The sequence below is a fragment of the Evtepia gabavorous genome, from assembly GCF_003425665.1.
Taxonomy (GTDB): domain Bacteria; phylum Bacillota; class Clostridia; order Oscillospirales; family Oscillospiraceae; genus Evtepia; species Evtepia gabavorous.
The window spans coordinates 1-19,901 of sequence record NZ_QQRQ01000038.1; the positions used below are offsets into that span (position 1 = coordinate 1).

The following is a 19,901-nucleotide window of genomic DNA, read 5'->3' on the forward strand; positions in this document are numbered from 1 at the left end:
ATCGGCGGGTACGAGGATGGTTCTTATCATCCTGAGCGCAACATTAAGCGGTCTGAGATCACCAAGATGATCTGTGTGGCCCTCAACGGCGGCAAAGAGCCGAATCTGGCTACCCCCGGTACCCCCACCTTTTCTGACGTGCGCGGCACCACCGCTGCCTGGGCAGAGAAGTACATTGAGTCCTGTGTGTCCCAGGGCATCGTGTCCGGTGTGGGCGGCGGCCGGTTCAGCCCCGCTGGCAACGTGACCGCCTCCCAGCTGGCCAAGATGCTGCTGGTTTGCCTGGGCTATGACGCAGACATTGAGGAGTTTACCGGCAATGCTTGGGACACCAATGTAAACGTGGTTGCCACCCAGAAAGGCATCTACGAAGGGCTGTCCGGTCTGGATGTCTCCGCCGCACTGACCCGCGACAACGCGGCCCAGATGGTGTGGAACGCACTCCAGGCCACCGAGGTCACTTATAAGTACACTCTGGTCAGCGAGAACGGCCAGCTGGTCTCCAAGGTGGAGCTGGTCGACAAGACTGGCGAAAAGGGCAACAAGATCACCCTGCTGGAAGACAAGTACAGCGGCGCCGGCATCTACGAAGGCATCCTGACTGGCGCCGGCGAACTGGGCACCGCCGGCAAAGACAAGATTGGAATGCTTGTTGTTGACAAGCTCAACGGCGCCACAGTGGATGACACGAAGGATCAGATCTGGACCTACTCCGACGATGTGACCAACCTGTACATGCAGTATGTCAAAGTCCTGGTCAACAACAAGGGCGACGCTTACGGCGTGTTCCCCGTGGCCAAGGAAAATACTGTGGTCACCGACATCTTTGCCAACGTGAAGCAGGATGGTGACAAGATTAAAATTGGCGGAACTTCTTATAACTATGACGTCAACAAAACATCTGGCAAAGAATCCGGCATGGTATATGGCGTGAAAAATTCTTCTGGTGGCCCCCTGTACATCAACGAAATCGCGGCCGAAGTCCGCTCCGGCGATCAGATCACCTTCATCTCCAACGACGGCGACAACAAGTTCGATCTGGCCATTGTGAATCCCATGACCAGCTTCGGCAAGGTCACCTATGTGGACTCTGAAAAGGTCAACGTCACCGGCGTGCCCGGCGCCTTCGAGGAGGACGACATCATCCCTGACGGCCTGGTCAAGGGCGACTACGTTGCCGTATACAAGGATTCGTTCACTGGCAACGACAAGCTGGTGAAGGCTGAAAAGGTGACCGGCAAGGTGGATGCCACCAAGGGTAATGGCAGCACGATTACTGACGTGGAGATTGATGGCAACTGGTATACCTTGGGCAATAAGAATGCCAACGAGCCCTTCCAGAATGCTGTCGTTGCCAAGGGTGACTCCGTTAACGGGACCGGTGATACTCTGACCCTCTATGTGATCAACGGAGTGGCTTACCAGGTCACAAAGGAGGCCGGTGGCTCCACCGACACAGCGTTTGTGATCCGTAAGACCAACAGCATCGACGCGGACGGCAATGTCCAGATGCGCGTCCTGTTCGCGGACGGTTCCGAGAAGACCATTGCCGCGAAAGATACCTCTGCGCTTAGCAGCATCAACAACGGCGATTTGGTTACCTACGAGATGGAAGGCTCTGCTTATGAGCTGACCAAGGTCGCAGACGGAACAAACGAGGCCGGCGGCGATTCTGTTGTGAGCGATACTTCCAATGGCAAGTTTGTCAAAGCTGATAAAAAGATCACTGTCGGCGGCAAATCCTACCGTGTATCCAGTGACGCTGTGGTCTACATCCAGTATCAGGAGACCGGCTCCAACGATGTGAAGTACCGTGCAATGACTGGCGCAGAGCTGAATAATCTGGGCGGCGACTTCACAGCAGATAAGGGTTGCATCGCCGTTATCGATGATGGCTTGGCTTCCGTGGTTGTGCTGAAGAGCTCCGCATACCTGCCGGGCGCAAACGCGGATAAGATGTACGGCTACGTGACCGATGCTGGCACCACCCGCGAGGACAGCAACGGCAAGTACCGTGAGTTCACCGTTTGGACCAGCAGCAACGAGGAGCAGGTTGTGAAGATGAAGGCGACCGGTACAAGCATCGTGAAGGGCGATCTGATCTCCTTCGACATGACGTCCGACAACTTCATTGAGGGCGTTCTGTCTACCTCTGACGGTACGAACAAACTGACGGTTGCTACCGGCGCGATTGACCAGTTCGGCAAGGACTACATGGTTCTGTTTAACGGCGAAGACCTGACCTTCGACGATGACGTGAAGTACATCTACGTCAACGGGGAAGAAGGCGTGGCCGGCGACGGTCTGGAACAGGCGTATGAGACCGCTGATGGCAATCGTTACAACAACGTGAAGTATGTTGTTGATTCTTCCACCGGCGACGTGGTTATGGTTGCTCTGAACACCGCTGCTGACGGCTGGGATAACAGTGTAACGGTTCCGAGCAAGGACGTTGCCAATGTTGTTGGAAACGTTGCTACTGGTGCCAAGGCAACTGTATCTGTTAAGGGCACTACAACTACCATTAACCTGGCTGGTGAAGTGACTAAAGGCGTTCCTGCTGCTCTGAACAATGTGTTTACTGGCAAGGAAGGCAACGATACTGATCTGACTGCCGTTACCCTGAAAGGCATTATCCCAGAGAGCGGTAGTGTGACCATCACGCAGAAGAACGATGCACTGAAGGTGTACTATTCGACTTCCTTCTCTGATGGCGAGAAGATCGGGACCTACGATCGTGTGAACAGTAATGGCGGCGAGACGAATGGCGATTATTCGCTCCTGATTCAAGAAGGTAAGACCGCTACTGTAACGGTTTCGGATGACACTGGCGTTATTGCAACATATGTTGTAACTACCACTGGCCTGACAGTTAAGGAATAATACCGAGGGAGACCTACCTATCATACCCTCCAAACAACCCCCGGACGGGAACTTCCCGTCCGGGGGCTCTTCTTTCATGCGATTCAACCTTGGAACAAAACAGCAAAGAAGCTCCCGGGGTATCCCCGGGAGCTTCTGCTATCTTCTGTTGATTACAGTCAAACAGGCAAAATTACTTTGCAAAGGAAATGCCAGAGGTATCAATGGTATAAGTCACAATGCCTTCTTCTTTCCCAAAAGCAGTGTTGTTCGTTTCGAAATCATCACCATAGGTACCTTTCGCGTTGCTCACAACTTCAAGCTTCACATTCTCGCCCTGCATCACAACAACGGAAAGCTCAAGGATGTCGCCTCTGATGTCAGTGTACCCTGCCACCTTAACACCATCGCTGACTCTGCCATCGGTAGACGCACCGGCCAGGGCCTTGTTGGTCTGACGAATGGCAACCTTCTCGCCGCTTACGGGAATCTTTACGGTTACGGTAGTAGCCGCTTTACCTTTTAAGCTATCAAGGTCAAACCCGCTAAACAATCCACCGTTTACATTCCCGATATTCTTGCTGGTCAATTTTTCCACATTTTCTGCAACGGGGTAAATCGTAGAACTGGTGGTAGGCAGAACCTCGTCCACAGTCAATACCCCTTCCGCACTCACAGTGGTTTTCACAACCGGCTCAGTACCCTTCAGCTCGTTGTTGGTGTCCACAAAGAGGACCAGCAGTTCATCCTTGTTGTCGGTGTCGACAACATAAACCACGTTCTTTTCGAAGCTGCCATCCTGGTTGTGGTCGGTTGCCTCCGCGATGGAGCCACCTTCTTCTCCTGCCACGGCCTCGGTGTCCACATAGATCACTTTGGTGTCGCTGGTAATCTTGTACTCAGTGGAATTCCCGATGAAGGAGACGGTCTCTTCATCCGTGGCTGCCACGGCTGCTGCGGAGGTTGCCAGATTCAGCGCGGAAATCTCGTCCCCGGAAACCTTCACGAAAGAGCCCTTCTCAATGTCGCCCTTCACATTACCGGTCTTAACCTTGATGGTCTCGTTCTCCGCCCCAGTCCAGACGAGGAAGGAAGTGTACTTTGTGTTGTCCTCCTGGGTCTCACCAAGGGTCTTTACCACGTAGCCATAGATGTCGCTGTACGCGGAACCGGGTACGTCACCTTCAACAGTAATGGCAGCCAGCTCGACGTAGGCATAGCCGGAGGTGTTATTGGCGTAGGCAACAACCGACTCCCGAGCTGCCTCACTCCAGGCCTTGACATCGGCGCCAGTCAGCACAGTAACGTCACCCTCGCCATCTTTCACAAAGACAACTGCGTTATCATTGACGCGCAGGCCGCCGATCCGGTCATCACCGACAGTTTTGTTGTTGGTGGTGGTGTCGAAGTTCGCGTCATCACCCACAGAGATGGTCTTCAATTCGTACTTGTCGCCGTCCATCTCAAAGGCCCACAGACCATCGTTGACCTCTATGACGGTCGCCTCGTCGTCGCCCTTTGTTACAGCATCGCTACCATCCACAGACTTAATCTCAATCTCAGCTGTCTCGCCATTGGCAAAGACAGCTCTGGCCATCAGCGTAGTCTCGCCGTAGCTGACCTTTTTCTCCGTGCCATTGATATAGACAACATCATCCATAGAGATGGAACCGGAAACCAGCTCCGCAGCGAAAATGTAGCCATTCACCACGACAGCCTCGACATCGTTGCCCAGTTCAAGATTGGTGTTAGAAACACCGCTCGCCAGTGTATAGACTTCGCCGTCAATGGTGTAGTCATCTCCGTTCACCACAGTGACCTCACCGGAAACAACCTCTGCCTTGGTCAAGGTGTCCTTCCCGTCAGCGGTATTGGTGCCGGAAACGATGACAGCGTAGTCGTCTTTGGCAATGCCGTCGTAGATGTTGCAGTCCTCAAACTCATACTTTCCGCTGGCCTGGATATACTTGGAGCCAACGTAAGTAACCTCTGCCACTGTGAAGGGCAGATAGACCACGCAGTCCACCTCGTCGTCACCATCCAGGTCAATCACGCGGACGGTGTAGTAGTTCTGTGCATCAGTAGACTTCTTAGCAGTATAGGCATTTTCAGCATAGTATTCAACACCATCCAAGCCCTTGTCATCATCGACCTTGTACTTCACCCCATCAATTTTGATGGAATCCTGGTCATTGGTCTCAATATCTCCGGCAATGCCTTCATAGAGAACCTGGGAGTCTTCTGCATAGATGCCGTAGACAGGCTTATCTGTGGTGTTTTTATAGACAACATTAACCTGCTGCGCAAACAACGCAGTATAGTCGGCAGCGCTGGAGAACGTATGTTCATTATTCTCGTCGTCCGTGAACGTGTAGTCATACTCGCCGTTCTTGTCGTTCCACTTATACTTAGTCATAGTGAGGGTGTCATAAGTGTCGGCATCATTGGTCATCACGGCCTTGTACTTGTCGTACAGCAGAGTGTAATCATACTTATTGCTGCCAACCGTGGCGGGTGCCTTATCCTGCACAACCACCTTGGAGACCAGCTGGCCGTTCTCGGTGACCAGGGTGTAGGTGTACTCCACCTCCACAGCCTGGAGCGCATTCCAGATCATCTGGGCCGCGTTGTCACGGGTCAGCGCAGCGGAGACATCCATGTTCTCCAGACCCTCATACAGGCCCTTCTGGGTGGCAATCACGTTGACGTTGGTGTCCCAGCCGTTGCCGGTGAAGTTGGCCTCATCGGCGCGATAGCCCAGGGCCACCAGCAGCATCTTGGCCAGCTGAGAGCCGGTCACGTTGCCAGCGGGGCTGAATCGACCGCCACCCACACCGGACACAATGCCCTGGGCTGCGCAGGATTCAATGTACTTCTCTGCCCAAGCGTCAGCGGAACCGCGCACGTCAGAGAAAGTAGGCGTTGCGGGAACAGCAAGGTTAGGCTCCTTGCCGCCGTTGAGGGCCACGCAGATCATCTTGGTGATCTCAGACCGCTCAATGTTCCGTTCCGGATGATAGGAACCATCCTCATACCCGCCAATAATGTTCAGCGCAGTGCACATATTGACGGCCTCGGTGTTCTCGATCTTGTCCTGATCCGAGAACGCCGCCCCGGCGCCCATGACCATGACAGACAGCATCACAGCCACACAGAGCACCAGGCTCAGAACCTTCTTCTGGGGGAATCCCTTATCCATCAATGCTTTGCTCCGCAATTTCCCACGGATTTTACACGGAACTCCCACGGATTTTTTTCGGGTTCAACTTCTTCCTATTGCCCTAAAAATGTGCCGGTGGAGCACACTGCTTTGTATCCGGCGGAGGAAAAATTTTCTCTGATACAGAGACAATGACGTACAATATTTTGAAAGTTTGCCTTGATAAAAGTGAGAAAAAAGGGAAGAAAAATTGATAGGTTGACAATTTTCGAGCGCAGAATCACCAAAAAAAACAGGGCGCTTCCCGGGGAAACCGGCAAAAAGGGAGGAAGCGCGGAAAAGTTGTGTTGACACTTGAAGATTCTAAATAACCGTTGTATAATACAAAAAACGCAAAAAATCCATGAAAAAGATACAATCTTTGGTTTACATCGAAAAAAGTTGACAAAAAGTCAGATACACGAAAGCGGCGTGAATCATTTGATTCAGACAATGCTTTTTGTATAAGAAATGAAAAGGAGAGAAATGACATGAAGAAAAAGTTGCTTTGTACAGCCTTGGCCGCTGTGATGGTCCTGGGCTTGTGCGCCTGCGGCGGTGATGAGCAGCCCGCGGGAGACAACAACGGTGAGAGCACCGCCACGGGCGCTGCTTTCAAGCTGGGCGGTACCGGTCCCCTGACCGGCTCTGCGGCAATCTACGGCGTGGCCGCCAAAAACGGCGCCCAAATTGCAGTGGACGAGATCAACGCGCTGGGGGGAGACATCCAGTTTGACCTCCGTTATGAGGACGATGTCAACGACCCTGAAAAGGCTGTCAACGCCTACAATACCCTGAAGGACTGGGGAATGCAGATCTCCCTGGGTTCTGTCACTTCTAAGCCCGGTGAGTCCACCTCCGTGGAGAATAATGCGGATCGCATCTTTGCGCTGACGCCCTCCGCTTCCTCCGCAGCCAACATTGAGGGGAAGGATAACGTCTTCCAGATGTGCTTTATGGACCCCAACCAGGGTTCCGCTTCCGCCCAGTACATCTCTGAGAAAAAGCTTGGCACGAAGATCGCTGTGATTTGGAAAAATGACGATGTGTATTCCAAGGGAATCCATGAGAACTTCCTGGAAAAGGCGGAAGAACTGGGCTTGGAAATCGTCAGTGACACCACCTTTGCAGACGGCAACGACACGGACTTCTCCGTCCAGCTGGCCGATGCCCAAAACAAAGGCGCGGACTTGGTGTTCCTGCCTATGTACTATCAGCCTGCATCCCTGATCCTGGCCCAGGCCAAGAATATGAACTATGCTCCTGCCTGGTTTGGCGTGGACGGCATGGACGGCATCCTGACGATGGAGGGCTTTGATGCAAGCCTGGCAGAGGGTGTCATGCTGCTGACCCCCTTCAACGCCGACGCAGAGGATGAAAAGACCCAAGCCTTTGTGAAGACCTATCAGGAGAAGTTCGGTGAGGTTCCCAACCAGTTTGCAGCCGATGCCTATGACTGTGTTTACGCCTATTATCAGGCGCTGACCAACGCCAAGGCCACCCCCGACATGGACGCGGAAACCCTGTGCGACCTGATGAAGAAGGAATTCACCTCCATGACCTTCGATGGTCTGACCGGCGTTCAGGTGACCTGGGATGAGACCGGCGCGGTCTCCAAGGATCCCAGAGGCATGGTCATTCAGGACGGTGCTTACGTCGGATTGGATTGATCCTCCAACGAATTGGCATACTGCGGCTGGGGCGGCTTATCACAAGCCGCCCCGGCTGTCTTCCAAAGGACAGCGCGGATCGGAAAGAGGCTGCCTTGTCCGGCCGCTTTCCGATCCGCACTGAAGCATTCTCCAAGTGCTGACGATGAAAAAACTGAAAGATATGAGGGAACCAATATGACCTTTCTGAGTTTTCTGATCAGCGGGATTAGCTTGGGAAGCATTTACGCCATCATCGCCCTGGGCTATACCATGGTCTACGGCATCGCCAAGATGCTGAACTTTGCCCACGGCGATGTCATCATGGTGGGCGCGTACATCTGCTTCTATGCCACTTCCCGCTTTGAGCTCCCCGCTGTGGTGGGCGTCATCCTGGCCGTGATTGTCTGTACGATCCTGGGGATCGTCATCGAACGGCTGGCCTATAAGCCCTTGCGGGCCGCGCCGATTCTGGCTGTGCTGATTACAGCCATTGGTGTGAGCTATTTCCTCCAAAACGCCGCCCTGCTGCTGTGGTCCTCCAATCCCAAGGTGTTTCCCCCTGTGGTGGCCAACGGGAACCTCTCCCTGTTTGACGGGCAGCTGACCATTCCCTACGTGACGCTGGTGACCATTCTCGCCTGTGTGGTCATTATGATCGCCTTGGTTTGGTTCACCGGCAAGACCAAAATGGGCAAGGCCATGCGGGCCTGTTCAGAGGACAAAGGGGCAGCGCAGCTGATGGGCATCAATGTCAATGGGACCATTTCCCTGACCTTCGCCATTGGCTCTGGTCTGGCGGCCATTGCCGGTGTGCTTCTGTGTTCGGCGTATCCCACCCTGGTGCCCACCACCGGCGCTATGCCCGGGATCAAAGCGTTCACCGCGGCGGTGTTCGGCGGGATTGGTTCCATTCCCGGCGCCATGGTCGGCGGCATCCTGCTGGGTATCATTGAGATCTTTGCCAAGGCGTACATCTCCACCCAGTTGTCTGACGCCATCGTGTTCGCGGTACTGATCATCGTGCTGATTGTCAAACCGGCCGGTCTGCTGGGCAAGCAGATCCGAGAGAAAGTTTGAGGTGGCAGCCGTGAAAAGAACATTGCGTTTGAACAAAACCACCCGCAACAATTATGTGACCTATGCCGTTGTGATTCTTGCCTTTCTGGTGATGCAGATTCTCAGCAGCACAGGCGGCCTCTCCTCCACCATGGAGGGAATGCTGGTGCCCATTTGCGCCTACGTGGTCATGGCCGTTTCCCTGAACCTGACAGTGGGTGTGCTGGGAGAACTCTCCCTGGGCCATGCGGGATTTATGAGTGTGGGGGCCTTCACCGGCGTCACCGCGGCGGTGGCGCTGGGGAACCACGTCTCCTCCGGGCCTGTCCGTTTGATTGTCGGTATGATTGTGGGCGCCCTGTTTGCCGCTTTGGTGGGCTTTCTCATTGGCATCCCTGTCCTGCGGCTGAAGGGGGACTACTTGGCCATCGTGACCCTGGCCTTTGGAGAGATCATCAAGGGGATTTTCAACAACCTGTTTGTGGGCATCGACAGCAGCGGGCTGCATGTGAGCCTGCTCAGCGACAAGACCAACCTGGCGGAGGACGGTCAGTTGGTGATCGGCGGTCCCATGGGCCTGCAGTCTATCCCCAGATTGTCCAACTTTGTCATCGGTGTGATTCTGGTCCTGATCACCTTGATTATCGTGTTTCATCTGGTCAACAGCCGGTCTGGCCGGGCCATTATGGCGGTGCGGGATAACCGGATTGCGGCGGAAAGCGTTGGAATCAATGTGACCAAGTACAAGCTGATGGCTTTTACCGTGTCCGCAGCGTTGGCTGGCGCGGCCGGTACCTTGTTCGCCATGAACTATACTACCATTGTGGCCAACAAGTTTGACTTTAACACTTCCATCTTGATCCTGGTGTTCGTGGTGCTGGGCGGCCTGGGAAATATGCTGGGTTCCATCATTGCCGCTACCGCCTTGACTATTTTGCCCGAGGCGCTGCGTGAATTCTCGGATTACCGGATGCTGGTGTACGCCATTGTGCTGATTCTGGTCATGCTGGCCACCAACAATGATACCTTCAAATCCTTCCTGAGACGGCTGAAACCAGGACAGAAGAAGAAAAAGGAGGTTGTCTGACATGGCATCGAAGCTGGTGACGATCCCTTCCAACAGTATGATCCCGGAACGGGACATTGATAAAAGCCCCATTTTAGAGTGTATCAACCTGGGGATTCAGTTTGGCGGCCTGAAGGCCGTGGACGATTTCAACCTGACCATCGGCCGGACGGAGATTGCCGGCCTCATCGGCCCCAACGGCGCGGGAAAAACCACGGTTTTTAACCTGCTGACCAAGGTGTATCAGCCCACCAAGGGAACCATCCTGCTGGACGGCAAGGACACCCATGGCATGAACACCATGCAGGTCAACAAGGCAGGCATTGCCCGAACCTTTCAGAACATCCGTCTGTTCAATGCCATGTCGGTGGAGGACAATGTCAAAACAGGCATGGAAAACCAGATGAGCTACGGCATGTGGAGCGGTATTTTCCGTACCCCCAAGTATTGGAAGCAGGAAAAGATTGCCCATGAGCGGGCGATGGAGCTGCTGTCCATTTTCCACATGGAGGATATGGCGCAGATGAAAGCGGGCTCTCTGCCCTACGGCGCCCAGCGCCGGCTGGAGATTGTCCGGGCATTGGCCACCAATCCCTCCCTGCTGCTGCTGGATGAGCCGGCGGCCGGCATGAATCCCTCCGAGACGGCGGAACTGATGGAGAACATCCGGAAGATTCGGGACACCTTCCAGATCGCGGTGCTGCTCATTGAGCACGACATGAATTTGGTGATGAACATCTGCGAGGGTCTCTGCGTTTTGAACTTTGGCCGGGTTATCGCCAAGGGAACCCCGGAGGATGTCCAGGCCAATCCCGCTGTGATTGAGGCCTATCTGGGCAAACAGAAGGAGGCTTGAGCATGGGAACGATTCTGAAAGTAGAGGACATCAACGTCTATTACGGCAGCATCCACGCCATCAAGGGCATTTCCTTCGAGGTGCAGGAGGGAGAGGTTGTCACGCTGATCGGCGCCAACGGTGCGGGGAAGTCCACGACACTGAATGCCGTGTCCGGTCTGCTGCGCAGTAAAACCGGTTCCATCTCGTTTTTAGGGGAGAGCTTGGCCAAGGTGCCCAGCCATAAAGTGGTGGCCAAAGGCCTGGCCTTGGTTCCGGAGGGCCGGCGGATCTTTTTGCAGATGACGGTCCAGGAAAACCTGGAGATGGGCGCATTTACCCAGAAAGGCAGCGGCATTCAGCAGGACCTGGAGATGGTGTACGAACTCTTTCCCCGGCTGAAAGAGCGGTATAAGCAGATGGCCGGAACCCTCTCCGGCGGCGAACAGCAGATGCTGGCCATGGGCCGGGCGCTGATGAGCCATCCCAAGCTGCTGATGCTGGACGAGCCGTCCATGGGCTTGGCTCCCATTCTTGTGGAGCAGATCTTTGAGATCATCCAAAACCTCCATAAAGCGGGGACGACCATCCTCCTGGTGGAGCAAAACGCCCAAGCCGCCCTCTCCGTGGCGGACCGAGGATACGTACTGGAGACCGGAAAAATCGTGACCACCGGCACCGGCGCGGAACTGCTGTCCAGCCCTGCCATCAAAAAGGCTTATCTGGGAGGCTGAGGAGCGTTCCCTCTTGAGAAAATATCGTCTTTTCAGACCCGGTCTGTGGATTCTCCACAGGCCGGGTTTTTGCCGCCTGGTGGGCCCGCCAATCCGCACGGTAGAGACAGTGTACGAATTTTGTTCCGGGAGTTTCCTTGCTCTTTGTTGCGAAAATTAGCTTATGTTTGCTCAAAATATTGCGTGGGAACGCCGTGTAAAATCCGTGGGAAATTGCGGAGCGAAGCATTGCGGGGCAAGGAGTTCCCCCAGAAGAAGGTTCTGAGCCTGGTGCTCTGTGTGGCTGTGATGCTGTCTGTCATGGTCATGGGCGCCGGGGCGGCGTTCTCGGATCAGGACAAGATCGAGAACACCGAGGCCGTTGATGCGTGCTCTGCGCTGAACATCATCGGCGGGTACGAGGATGGTTCTTATCATCCTGAGCGCAACATTAAGCGGTCTGAGATCACCAAGATGATCTGTGTGGCCCTCAACGGCGGCAAAGAGCCGAATCTGGCTACCCCCGGTACCCCCACCTTTTCTGACGTGCGCGGCACCACCGCTGCCTGGGCAGAGAAGTACATTGAGTCCTGTGTGTCCCAGGGCATCGTGTCCGGTGTGGGTGGCGGCCGGTTCAGCCCCGCCGGCAACGTGACCGCCTCCCAGCTGGCCAAGATGCTGCTGGTTTGCCTGGGCTATGACGCAGACATTGAGGAGTTTACCGGCAATGCTTGGGACACCAATGTAAACGTGGTTGCCACCCAGAAAGGCATCTACGAAGGGCTGTCCGGTCTGGATGTCTCCGCCGCACTGACCCGCGACAACGCGGCGCAGATGGTGTGGAACGCACTCCAGGCCACCGAGGTCACTTATAAGTACACTCTGGTCAGCGAGAACGGCCAGCTGGTCTCCAAGGTGGAGCTGGTCGACAAGACTGGCGAAAATGGCAACAAGATCACCCTGCTGGAAGACAAGTACAGCGGCGCCGGCATCTACGAAGGCATCCTGACTGGCGCCGGCGAACTGGGCACCGCCGGCAAAGACAAAATTGGAATGAGTAACGTTGACAAGCTCAACGGCGCCACTTTGAAAGAGGACGAGGTAACCAATCAGATCTGGACCTACTCCAACGATGTGACCAACCTGTACATGCAGTATGTCAAAGTCCTGGTCAACAACAAGGGCGACGCTTACGGCGTGTTCCCCGTGGCCAAGGAAAATACTGTGGTCACCGCCGCTTTCTCCGATGTGGAGCTGGTGTCTAAGGCGACCAGCACCGCAGACGGCAAAGTGAAAATCGACGGCACTGAATATAAGTTTGCTTGGATCGATGGCGATCCTGGTGCCGCCGCCCCCATCCAGGGCCTTACTAATAAGACGATGAATGACCTCAAGAAGGAGGCTTCCAACTCCGCCGACGTCATCACCTTCATCTCCAACGATGGCGACAACAAGTTTGACCTGGCGATTGTGAACCCGATGATCGAGTTTGGCAAAGTTACTTATGTTGGCGAGGATGAAATCACCGCTGCTGGCGAAACCTATGACCCGGCCGAGGATATCATTCCCGACGATCTGGCCAAGGACGACTACGTTGCCATTTACAAAGACCTGTATACCGACAACTATAAGCTGGTCAAGGCTGACAAGGTCAGCGGCAAGGTGACCGGCACCAAGGGCAATCCCGCCACTGATGTGAAGGTGGACGGCACCTGGTATGCTCTGGCTGCTGAGAAGAATGGATCGTTCGATGGCATGGTCGGAATCGCTGGTAAAGAGGCCAGCAACGGTGGCACCTATGATCTGTACTGCATCAACGGCGTTGCCTACTATGTGGATGAGAAGCAGGCTGGTTCTACCGACACCGCATACGTTTTGGCTGCCCCTGGCTCCATGGACACCGATGGAAACTATCAGGTTAAACTGCTGTTTGCTGATGGTTCCACCAAGGTGATCGGTGCGGACCAACCCTATAACTCAGGTTTTGTTGGCGAGTTGGTTACTTATGACATCAACGATGGTGCTTATGAACTGAAGAAAGTAGCATCTGGTAACACGGCTGGCGGGGACAGTGTCGTTACTCTGAAAAGCTTTGACAAGACCAAAAAGAAAGTAACTACCGATAGCGGCGATTATCGTGTTGCAGACTCCGCTGTTGTCTACGTAATCTACAAAGACGGCGGGGACAAGCAGAAGGTGATCTCCGGCGAAACCCTGAATGCTCTGGGCGCCAACTTTGGCACCAGCGGCACTGCCGTGATCGATGACGGTCTGGCCACCGTTGTCCTGCTCAAGTCTAACTCCTACCTGCCCGGTTCCAACGCGGATAAGCTGTATGGCTATGTGACCTCTGATGTTGTCTCCAACAAGGAGGACGATATCTCGTTCCGCTCCTTTACTGTGTGGACCTCCGAGGAGGAATCCATTGAGGTGAAGGTGAAGAGCGAAAGCGCTGATATTAAGAAGGGCGACCTGATCTCCTTCGAGATGACAGAGGATAACTTCATTGAGAGCGTTAAGTCCGAGAGTGAAGCGGATATAGGCTATCAGCTGAACGTGTCCGATCCTGTCGCCATCAAGGACTTCACCGCTTCCTGGGTGAGCTTCTACTACGACGGTGACTACGACCTGGCCGACGACGCGAAGTATCTGTACGTCAACACCGCCGACAGCAAGGGCGTCAAGGGCGGCTCCCTGTCCGAGGCTTCCGAGACAGCCAACGAGGGTGTCTACTATGCGAACGCCAAGTATGTGCTCAACGATGACAAAGAGATTGTCCTGATTGTTGTTGACACCAAGAACAAGTGGGATGACGCCGAAACGGTGAAGAAAGATGCTGCGGCTCCGAAGAGTATTTCCCTGACTGCTGGCAGCGGTAGCGGATTGACTGTCAACGGCTTCACCTACGATGCTGCTAAGAAGACCTACGAAGTGACTGCGAGTACTTTCGCTGCAAGCTCAGCCGATAAACTGAAGCTGACTGTGACGACTGCGGAGAAGACTAAGGATAACATCACTGTTTCTGGTGACCCGGTGACTGCCGGTGAATACACTTCTGGCAGTGACCTTACTCTGACTAAGGCTGGTAAGGTGACGTTCAAAGTGACGATTTCTCAGGATAACTGCAATGACGTTGTTTACACAATTAATGTCACTGTCTCCTAAGTTGTCGTCTGACGATTTGAACTGAAGGATTGAGTAAAAAAGGAAAGCCCCCTCGAAATTCGAGGGGGCTTTCCCTTTTCGTCAGCTGATGGCCGCCATGCAAATAGATTGGTGGCTGCCTTACAGTTTCTCATCTTGCCATAGCACGCAGTCGCCCACATCTCTCAGGGAGTCCGTTCCAGGCAAGCCGCAAAAGAGAGTTTTGGATTATTTCTGGACCTTAATTGTGAAGTTAATGGTCTTGGTGGCCAGACCGTCGCCGGTAATCACAATTTTACCTGTGATGTTGCCCTCGCCAGTCACTTCAATATCTGCCTTATTCCCAGTCGCGATAACCGGACCATTCTTCAGGATGTTGCCCTCCAGCGTCATAGTTGCACTCGTACTGCTGGCTGCGGTCAGCTTTACATCGAACTTATTAGCAGTTCCCGAATAACCAGTCAGAGTTATTGTCTCGCCGTCAGTGATATTAATAGAGGAGCCAGTGACCGTCAAACTCCCAGCCGAAGTAGTCGCAGTAGCAACCTGTGCTTTTGTCGGAGTAGTCGCCTCACGCTGTGTGACAGTTACATCCGTTGTACCGTTGTTCCACTTTCCCGTGGTATCAATGACAACCAGCAGAGCCTCGCCGCCCTCTACATAGTAGGACACGTTCGCATAGTACTCGTTGGCGATTCCAGTCTCAGAGGCTTTCTCCAAGTTGGCCTCGTTGCCAATGCCCTTGACGTCCTCGGTGTTGACCTCCAGATACTTCACATCATCATCCAGGTTGATGTTTGTCGCTTTCCCGTTGCTGCCGAGCACAACCAGATAGTCGTCACCATAGTTGAGCAGAGCACCTGCGTTCGTCTCGATCTCACTCAGCTTCTGAACACCCTCCGCGTAGTTGTCAGAGGTCAGATTCAGTTTGATGAAGTCGCCCTTTTTAACCGAGGTGGTTGCCTTCTGCTTGACCCCTTCCACCAGCTTGCCGTCGGTGGTGTAGACGTCATACTGCTTATACTTCACGTTGTTGTCGTTGTTTTCAGAGACAGAAGAGACCACATAGCCGTACAGCTGGGTGGCGTTGGCGCCAGGCAGATAGCTGTCGGAATCAATGTAGGCCAGGGAGATCAGACCGTCAGTGAGGACGTAGTAGACGTTGCCATTCAGGTCGCCGCCCAGCCCGTTCAGCTCGTTGCCGCTCAGAACGGTTTCCTTGTCCTTGGTGCCGTCTTTATAGGTGACATAGATCACAGCGTCGCTGGCAACCTTCTTTTCGGCCAGAGTCTTATCTGCTTTCTCAAAGCCCGTCGTGCTTTCAGCATAGACATCGCCGCCCGCCTTGTTCACAGCGGAGACAGCCTCCAATTCATACACATCGTCGGAGACCTCCCAGGTGACCAGCTTGCCTTCCAGACCGTCATACTTTTGATCGGCGGGAACAACTTTCGTTGTCTTATCGGAGAAGAGCAATTTCACCTGATAGTTGCCGTTTGTGTCCATGGAGCCAGGGGCAGCCAGGACCAGAGCGGTGTCCGTAGAGCCAGCGGTCTCTGCGTTGGCGTAGTAAATCACGCCGTTGACAACATAGGCGGTCACGGTGGAGTTGAGTTCCACGGCGTCACCCTTCTTCATCAGAGCCTGATAGAAGGGGGAATCAGGGGTTGTATTGCCAACCTTGTACCAGTTGTCTCCGATCTTAACTTCCTTACCAGAATCTTTAGTGGAAGTCACTTTGCCAGATACCTTGTCTGCCTTGATAAACTCTTTGTCGCCGGTGTAGGTGTTTTCATAGTAGGCAACATAGTCCCCTTTGGCCAGGTCGTTGGGGGCGATGACGTCGTCGAATTCATAGGAATTGCCGCCAGCCACAAATTCTGTCTTGGAAACGTAGGTCACCTTGTCCAGGGAGGAGCTTGCAGACTTCATGGGGTTAACGATGGCCAAGTCGATCTTGGAGTCACCGTCATTGGAGATGAAGGTGATCACATCGCCGGAAGCGACTTCAGCATACTTGGTGCCGGTGAGCTCACTGATCTTCAGCTCGGTTCCGCTGGTCTTTTCAATGCCCTCAATGGCACCGTCATTGTAGTTGTAGGCGGTGCCGTCCACAGAGATCTTGGTGCCGTCGATTTTTACCTTGTCGAAGGTAGCGGAGGCAACCACATTCTGGTCTGCAACGGGGAATACACCGTAGGCGTTGGTCTTGTCATCCACCAGAACCTTGATATACTGCCCCATCAGGTCAGTGATATCGTTGGCGTACTTGAAAGTAGACTCACGGGCAGTGGAAACAGAGGCGCCATTGACGGCTTTCACCTGGAGTGTCAGCTTATCCTTGCCGGCGCTCTTGCCCTGAATACCATATTCACCGGAAGCCACCAGAATGCCTTCGTAAACAGAGGCCTCGTACTTGTCGCCCAGCAGAGTGACACGGACAAGCTTATTGTCTTCGCCGATGGCCTGCTTGTCTTCCGCCACGTTCTGGGTGATCAGGTTGCCATTTTCGTCGGTGACGATGGTGGTTTTGTACTCCACCTCGTAGGCATTCATGGCGTTCCACACCATCTGGGCCGCACTGTCGCGGGTCAGAGCGGCAGCGGTGTCCATGCTCTCCAGGCCCTCGTACAGGCCCTTCTGGGCAGCACGAACATTGACATTCGTCTCCCAAGCGCTGCCCACGAAGCCCTCGATGCCAGCGTCATAGCCCAGGCAGACCAGCAGCATCTTGGCCAGCTGGGTGCCGGTCACGTTGCCGTTGGGGCTGAACCGGCCGCCGCCCACACCAGACACGATGCCCTGGGCCACGCAGGCCTCAATGTAGCCCTCCGCCCAGGCAGCGTTGGTGCCGCGCACGTCGTTGAACGTGGGCTTCGAGTTGGTGCTCACATTGGGCTCCTTGCCGCCGTTCAGGGCCACGCAGATCATCTTGGTGATCTCGGACCGCTTAATGTTCCCTTCGGGCTTGTAGGACCCGTCGGGATACCCGCCGATGATGTTCAGCGCAACGCAGGCATCAACGGCCTCAGTGTTCTCGATCTTGTCCTGATCCGAGAACGCCGCCCCGGCGCCCATGACCATGACAGACAGCATCACAGCCACACAGAGCACCAGGCTCAGAACCTTCTTCTGGGGAAAGCCCTTATCTCACAACGCTTTGCCTCTCAATTTCCCACAGGTTTTCCACGGCGTTCCCACAGCTTCTCCAGGTTTTTCCGTTCCAGTGATTTGCTCCCGAATTTCCTGTTGTTCATAAAAATTCAGTAGACAACTGCCTCTGATGTGAGTACAATAAAACCATTCCACAGAAAAGGACAAAAGATATGAAAAAACTCCTTCGTTTCCTCTTGATCTGTACTCTGACCATCGGCCTTTCCGCCTGTGAGAGCAATGCCTCCAATCCCCAAACCACAGGGAATGCGGATGCAGACTATTTGGGGAAGTACCTCTGCACGGGAATTACATTGGATGGTCTGACCATGAACCCCAACGGGAAATGGTTGGAGCTGAACGCAGATGGGACCGTGACCACATTTCTTACAGAGGAAGCGGACGAAGCGGAATGGAAATTGGAAGGGGAAAACTTTACGATGACCATCGCTGGCAAGATGGTAGGAGCTGGTACACTCCAGGGCAACGAACTCTCGTTGGAAATGATGGGGATGGAATACACGTTTGTTCAGGAGGGAACCGGTCAGGACGGGCAGGAGGCATCCTCCAGCAGTGGTTCTTTTGCCACGTTTACCTGCTATGGAAACCTGTATGCGGTTCGGTATCCCACAGACCTTTTCCAGCAAGATCCAGCTGGATTGTCTGATCTTTACACAGAAGACGGCGTCAAAGGCTGGATCACAAAGCTGGATACGGAAGAACGGGTGACAGAATGGTTGGCCGGTTTTGATGAAAAAGAAACCAACGAGAATGTACAGGATTATCAGACCATGGAATACACCGTCGCGGGCTATCCTGCTCGGGCAATTGTATATCAGGACGCAGAGGGCTGGCACAGTGAGGTGATCGTCAACTTTGGAAAAGACATGGGCAATGAAACCTACTCCATGTATGCGGCCTATATTTACTTTACAGGGGATACGTATGTATCCGTATGGAATGAAGAGATTCAAGGAATGATCAACAGTTTAAGCATCGATGGATAATCGCAGGAGGATATCAATGTTTTTCAAGCGACGTTTTCTCTCCCTTATTCTCGCCCTTTTTTTGCTGGCCGGGCTGACTTCCTGTGGAGGACCGCCCGAAGATGCCGGCTCAGGTCCTTCTGCAAGTGATCTGGGACAAGAAGCGCAGCCGAGCGACCAGCCAGAAGATCCCTCCCTTTCCCAGCTCAGGCGCGAGTTGGATGAGGGCGGATATTTCTGTGGCATTGCTTTCTTGGGGAACCTCCCAGACGGTGATCCGGAGGCTCTCCCCCGTGTCATCCGTGAGGCAGGGTATCTGGAGGACTACCCCTTTTTAGAAACCCTTCCCAAAGAGCAAATCATAGCGTATGAAGGTTCTGAAGCCTATTGCCTTGTTCCCCGGGATCAGAAGGCAACCCTTACCGTACAGGCCTTTCTCTCAAACGAAAGCAATCACTACCAAGGGGAACCCGGTGAAATCCTATACGAAAGCCAGGATGGACGCCCTGTGGTTCTCATCGGAAATGTCAGTGATATCATCCCGAATCTGTTGGTCACACTCACGGGGGCAGACGGGGAAAAAATGGAGTATCATCCCGCGCTGAGTCTTTGTGATGGTACGGTAGCACGCCCGGTTTCGCCCAATGTGTATGACTTCAGCCGATACCAGGCGGAGGATTCTCCCATATCCGCTGACTTTTTAGGGCAATGGGAATCAGAGGATGGAGGGGTGGTCTTCTCCTCGGACGGGACCATGTCTCTCTGGTCCGGTTCCTCCATGGACCAGGCAACCGATCAAAAAAGCGGAACGTTTTACGTTATCTCCAATTCAACCCAATACCCGGCTGGAGCTGTATTGTTCGAACTGACAGATGACCATGATACCCCTGCTTTTTGGGGGATTTTTACCCTTGCCGTTGACGGAGCAACCCTCACCGCAACACACGTCAGTGGGGATTTATTGTGGGGAAAGGAAACGGTACTGTTTACACAATAAGGAGACCGTCCTCCTGCAAAAGACATATCCCGGTGCTTTACCATAGGCACCGGGATCGTTTTCATTGGGCCTTTTTCATTACATAATAACTGCAAAGTTTTGTGGGAGTTCCGTGTAAAATCCGTGGGAAATTGCGGAGCGAAGCATTGATGGATAAGGGATTCCCCCAGAAGAAGGTTCTGAGCCTGGTGCTCTGTGTGGCTGTGATGCTGTCTGTCATGGTCATGGGCGCCGGGGC

11 protein-coding genes are annotated in these 19,901 nt (G+C 53.9%); 9 read left to right on the forward strand and 2 right to left on the reverse strand.

Annotated features, from left to right (window positions below; translation table 11 throughout):
- On the forward strand, positions 1–2,883 hold a 2,883-nt coding region (locus DV520_RS11470; RefSeq protein WP_133308868.1), incomplete at its 5' end, for an S-layer homology domain-containing protein.
- A gap of 172 nt (positions 2,884–3,055) precedes the next feature.
- Here the strand turns inward: DV520_RS11470 and DV520_RS11475 are convergent.
- The gene (locus DV520_RS11475; protein ID WP_117142950.1) at positions 3,056–6,061 is read right to left on the reverse strand and encodes an S-layer homology domain-containing protein; all 3,006 of its coding nucleotides are present in this window, start codon (positions 6,059–6,061) and stop codon (positions 3,056–3,058) included.
- 491 nt (positions 6,062–6,552) lie between these two features.
- Between DV520_RS11475 and DV520_RS11480 the strand changes: the two genes are divergently transcribed.
- From DV520_RS11480 to DV520_RS11505, 6 genes are all read left to right on the forward strand, one after another.
- Positions 6,553–7,731, forward strand: a complete 1,179-nt coding sequence (locus DV520_RS11480; protein WP_021920320.1) for an ABC transporter substrate-binding protein — start codon at positions 6,553–6,555, stop codon at positions 7,729–7,731.
- A gap of 177 nt (positions 7,732–7,908) precedes the next feature.
- The gene (locus DV520_RS11485) at positions 7,909–8,790 is read left to right on the forward strand and encodes a branched-chain amino acid ABC transporter permease (RefSeq protein ID WP_021920319.1); all 882 of its coding nucleotides are present in this window, start codon (positions 7,909–7,911) and stop codon (positions 8,788–8,790) included.
- A gap of 10 nt (positions 8,791–8,800) precedes the next feature.
- Entirely contained in the window at positions 8,801–9,856 is a 1,056-nt protein-coding gene (locus DV520_RS11490) for a branched-chain amino acid ABC transporter permease (RefSeq protein WP_021920318.1), read from the forward strand.
- A gap of 37 nt (positions 9,857–9,893) precedes the next feature.
- A complete protein-coding gene (locus DV520_RS11495; RefSeq protein WP_412355420.1) occupies positions 9,894–10,691 on the forward strand; it encodes an ABC transporter ATP-binding protein in 798 nt (265 codons plus the stop codon).
- Between the two features lie 11 nt (positions 10,692–10,702).
- Positions 10,703–11,404 carry an ABC transporter ATP-binding protein gene (locus DV520_RS11500; RefSeq protein ID WP_117142959.1) on the forward strand — a complete coding sequence of 234 codons (702 nt, stop codon included), beginning with the start codon at positions 10,703–10,705 and terminating at the stop codon, positions 11,402–11,404.
- 228 nt (positions 11,405–11,632) lie between these two features.
- A complete protein-coding gene (locus DV520_RS11505; protein WP_117142952.1) occupies positions 11,633–14,548 on the forward strand; it encodes an S-layer homology domain-containing protein in 2,916 nt (971 codons plus the stop codon).
- A gap of 207 nt (positions 14,549–14,755) precedes the next feature.
- Here DV520_RS11505 and DV520_RS11510 read toward each other — a convergent pair whose 3' ends face one another.
- Entirely contained in the window at positions 14,756–17,623 is a 2,868-nt protein-coding gene (locus DV520_RS11510) for an S-layer homology domain-containing protein (RefSeq protein ID WP_242984699.1), read from the reverse strand.
- Between the two features lie 230 nt (positions 17,624–17,853).
- Between DV520_RS11510 and DV520_RS11515 the strand changes: the two genes are divergently transcribed.
- Positions 17,854–18,687 carry a hypothetical protein gene (locus DV520_RS11515; protein ID WP_117142956.1) on the forward strand — a complete coding sequence of 278 codons (834 nt, stop codon included), beginning with the start codon at positions 17,854–17,856 and terminating at the stop codon, positions 18,685–18,687.
- Positions 18,688–18,703: 16 nt separating this feature from the next.
- Positions 18,704–19,663: a hypothetical protein gene (locus DV520_RS11520; RefSeq protein WP_117142957.1), complete on the forward strand. Its 960-nt coding sequence runs from the start codon at positions 18,704–18,706 to the stop codon at positions 19,661–19,663.
- Positions 19,664–19,901 lie beyond the last annotated feature (238 nt).

What these genes read in the sequence shown, in the direction of transcription:
- DV520_RS11475 (WP_117142950.1), bottom strand. Translation starts at nt 6,061, where the DNA reads ATGGATAAGGGATTCCCCCAGAAGAAGGTTCTGAGCCTGGTGCTCTGT.
- DV520_RS11480 (WP_021920320.1), top strand. Translation starts at nt 6,553, where the DNA reads ATGAAGAAAAAGTTGCTTTGTACAGCCTTGGCCGCTGTGATGGTCCTG.
- DV520_RS11485 (WP_021920319.1), top strand. Translation starts at nt 7,909, where the DNA reads ATGACCTTTCTGAGTTTTCTGATCAGCGGGATTAGCTTGGGAAGCATT.
- DV520_RS11495 (WP_412355420.1), top strand. Translation starts at nt 9,894, where the DNA reads ATGATCCCGGAACGGGACATTGATAAAAGCCCCATTTTAGAGTGTATC.
- DV520_RS11510 (WP_242984699.1), bottom strand. Translation starts at nt 17,623, where the DNA reads ATGCTGTCTGTCATGGTCATGGGCGCCGGGGCGGCGTTCTCGGATCAG.
- DV520_RS11515 (WP_117142956.1), top strand. Translation starts at nt 17,854, where the DNA reads ATGAAAAAACTCCTTCGTTTCCTCTTGATCTGTACTCTGACCATCGGC.
- DV520_RS11520 (WP_117142957.1), top strand. Translation starts at nt 18,704, where the DNA reads ATGTTTTTCAAGCGACGTTTTCTCTCCCTTATTCTCGCCCTTTTTTTG.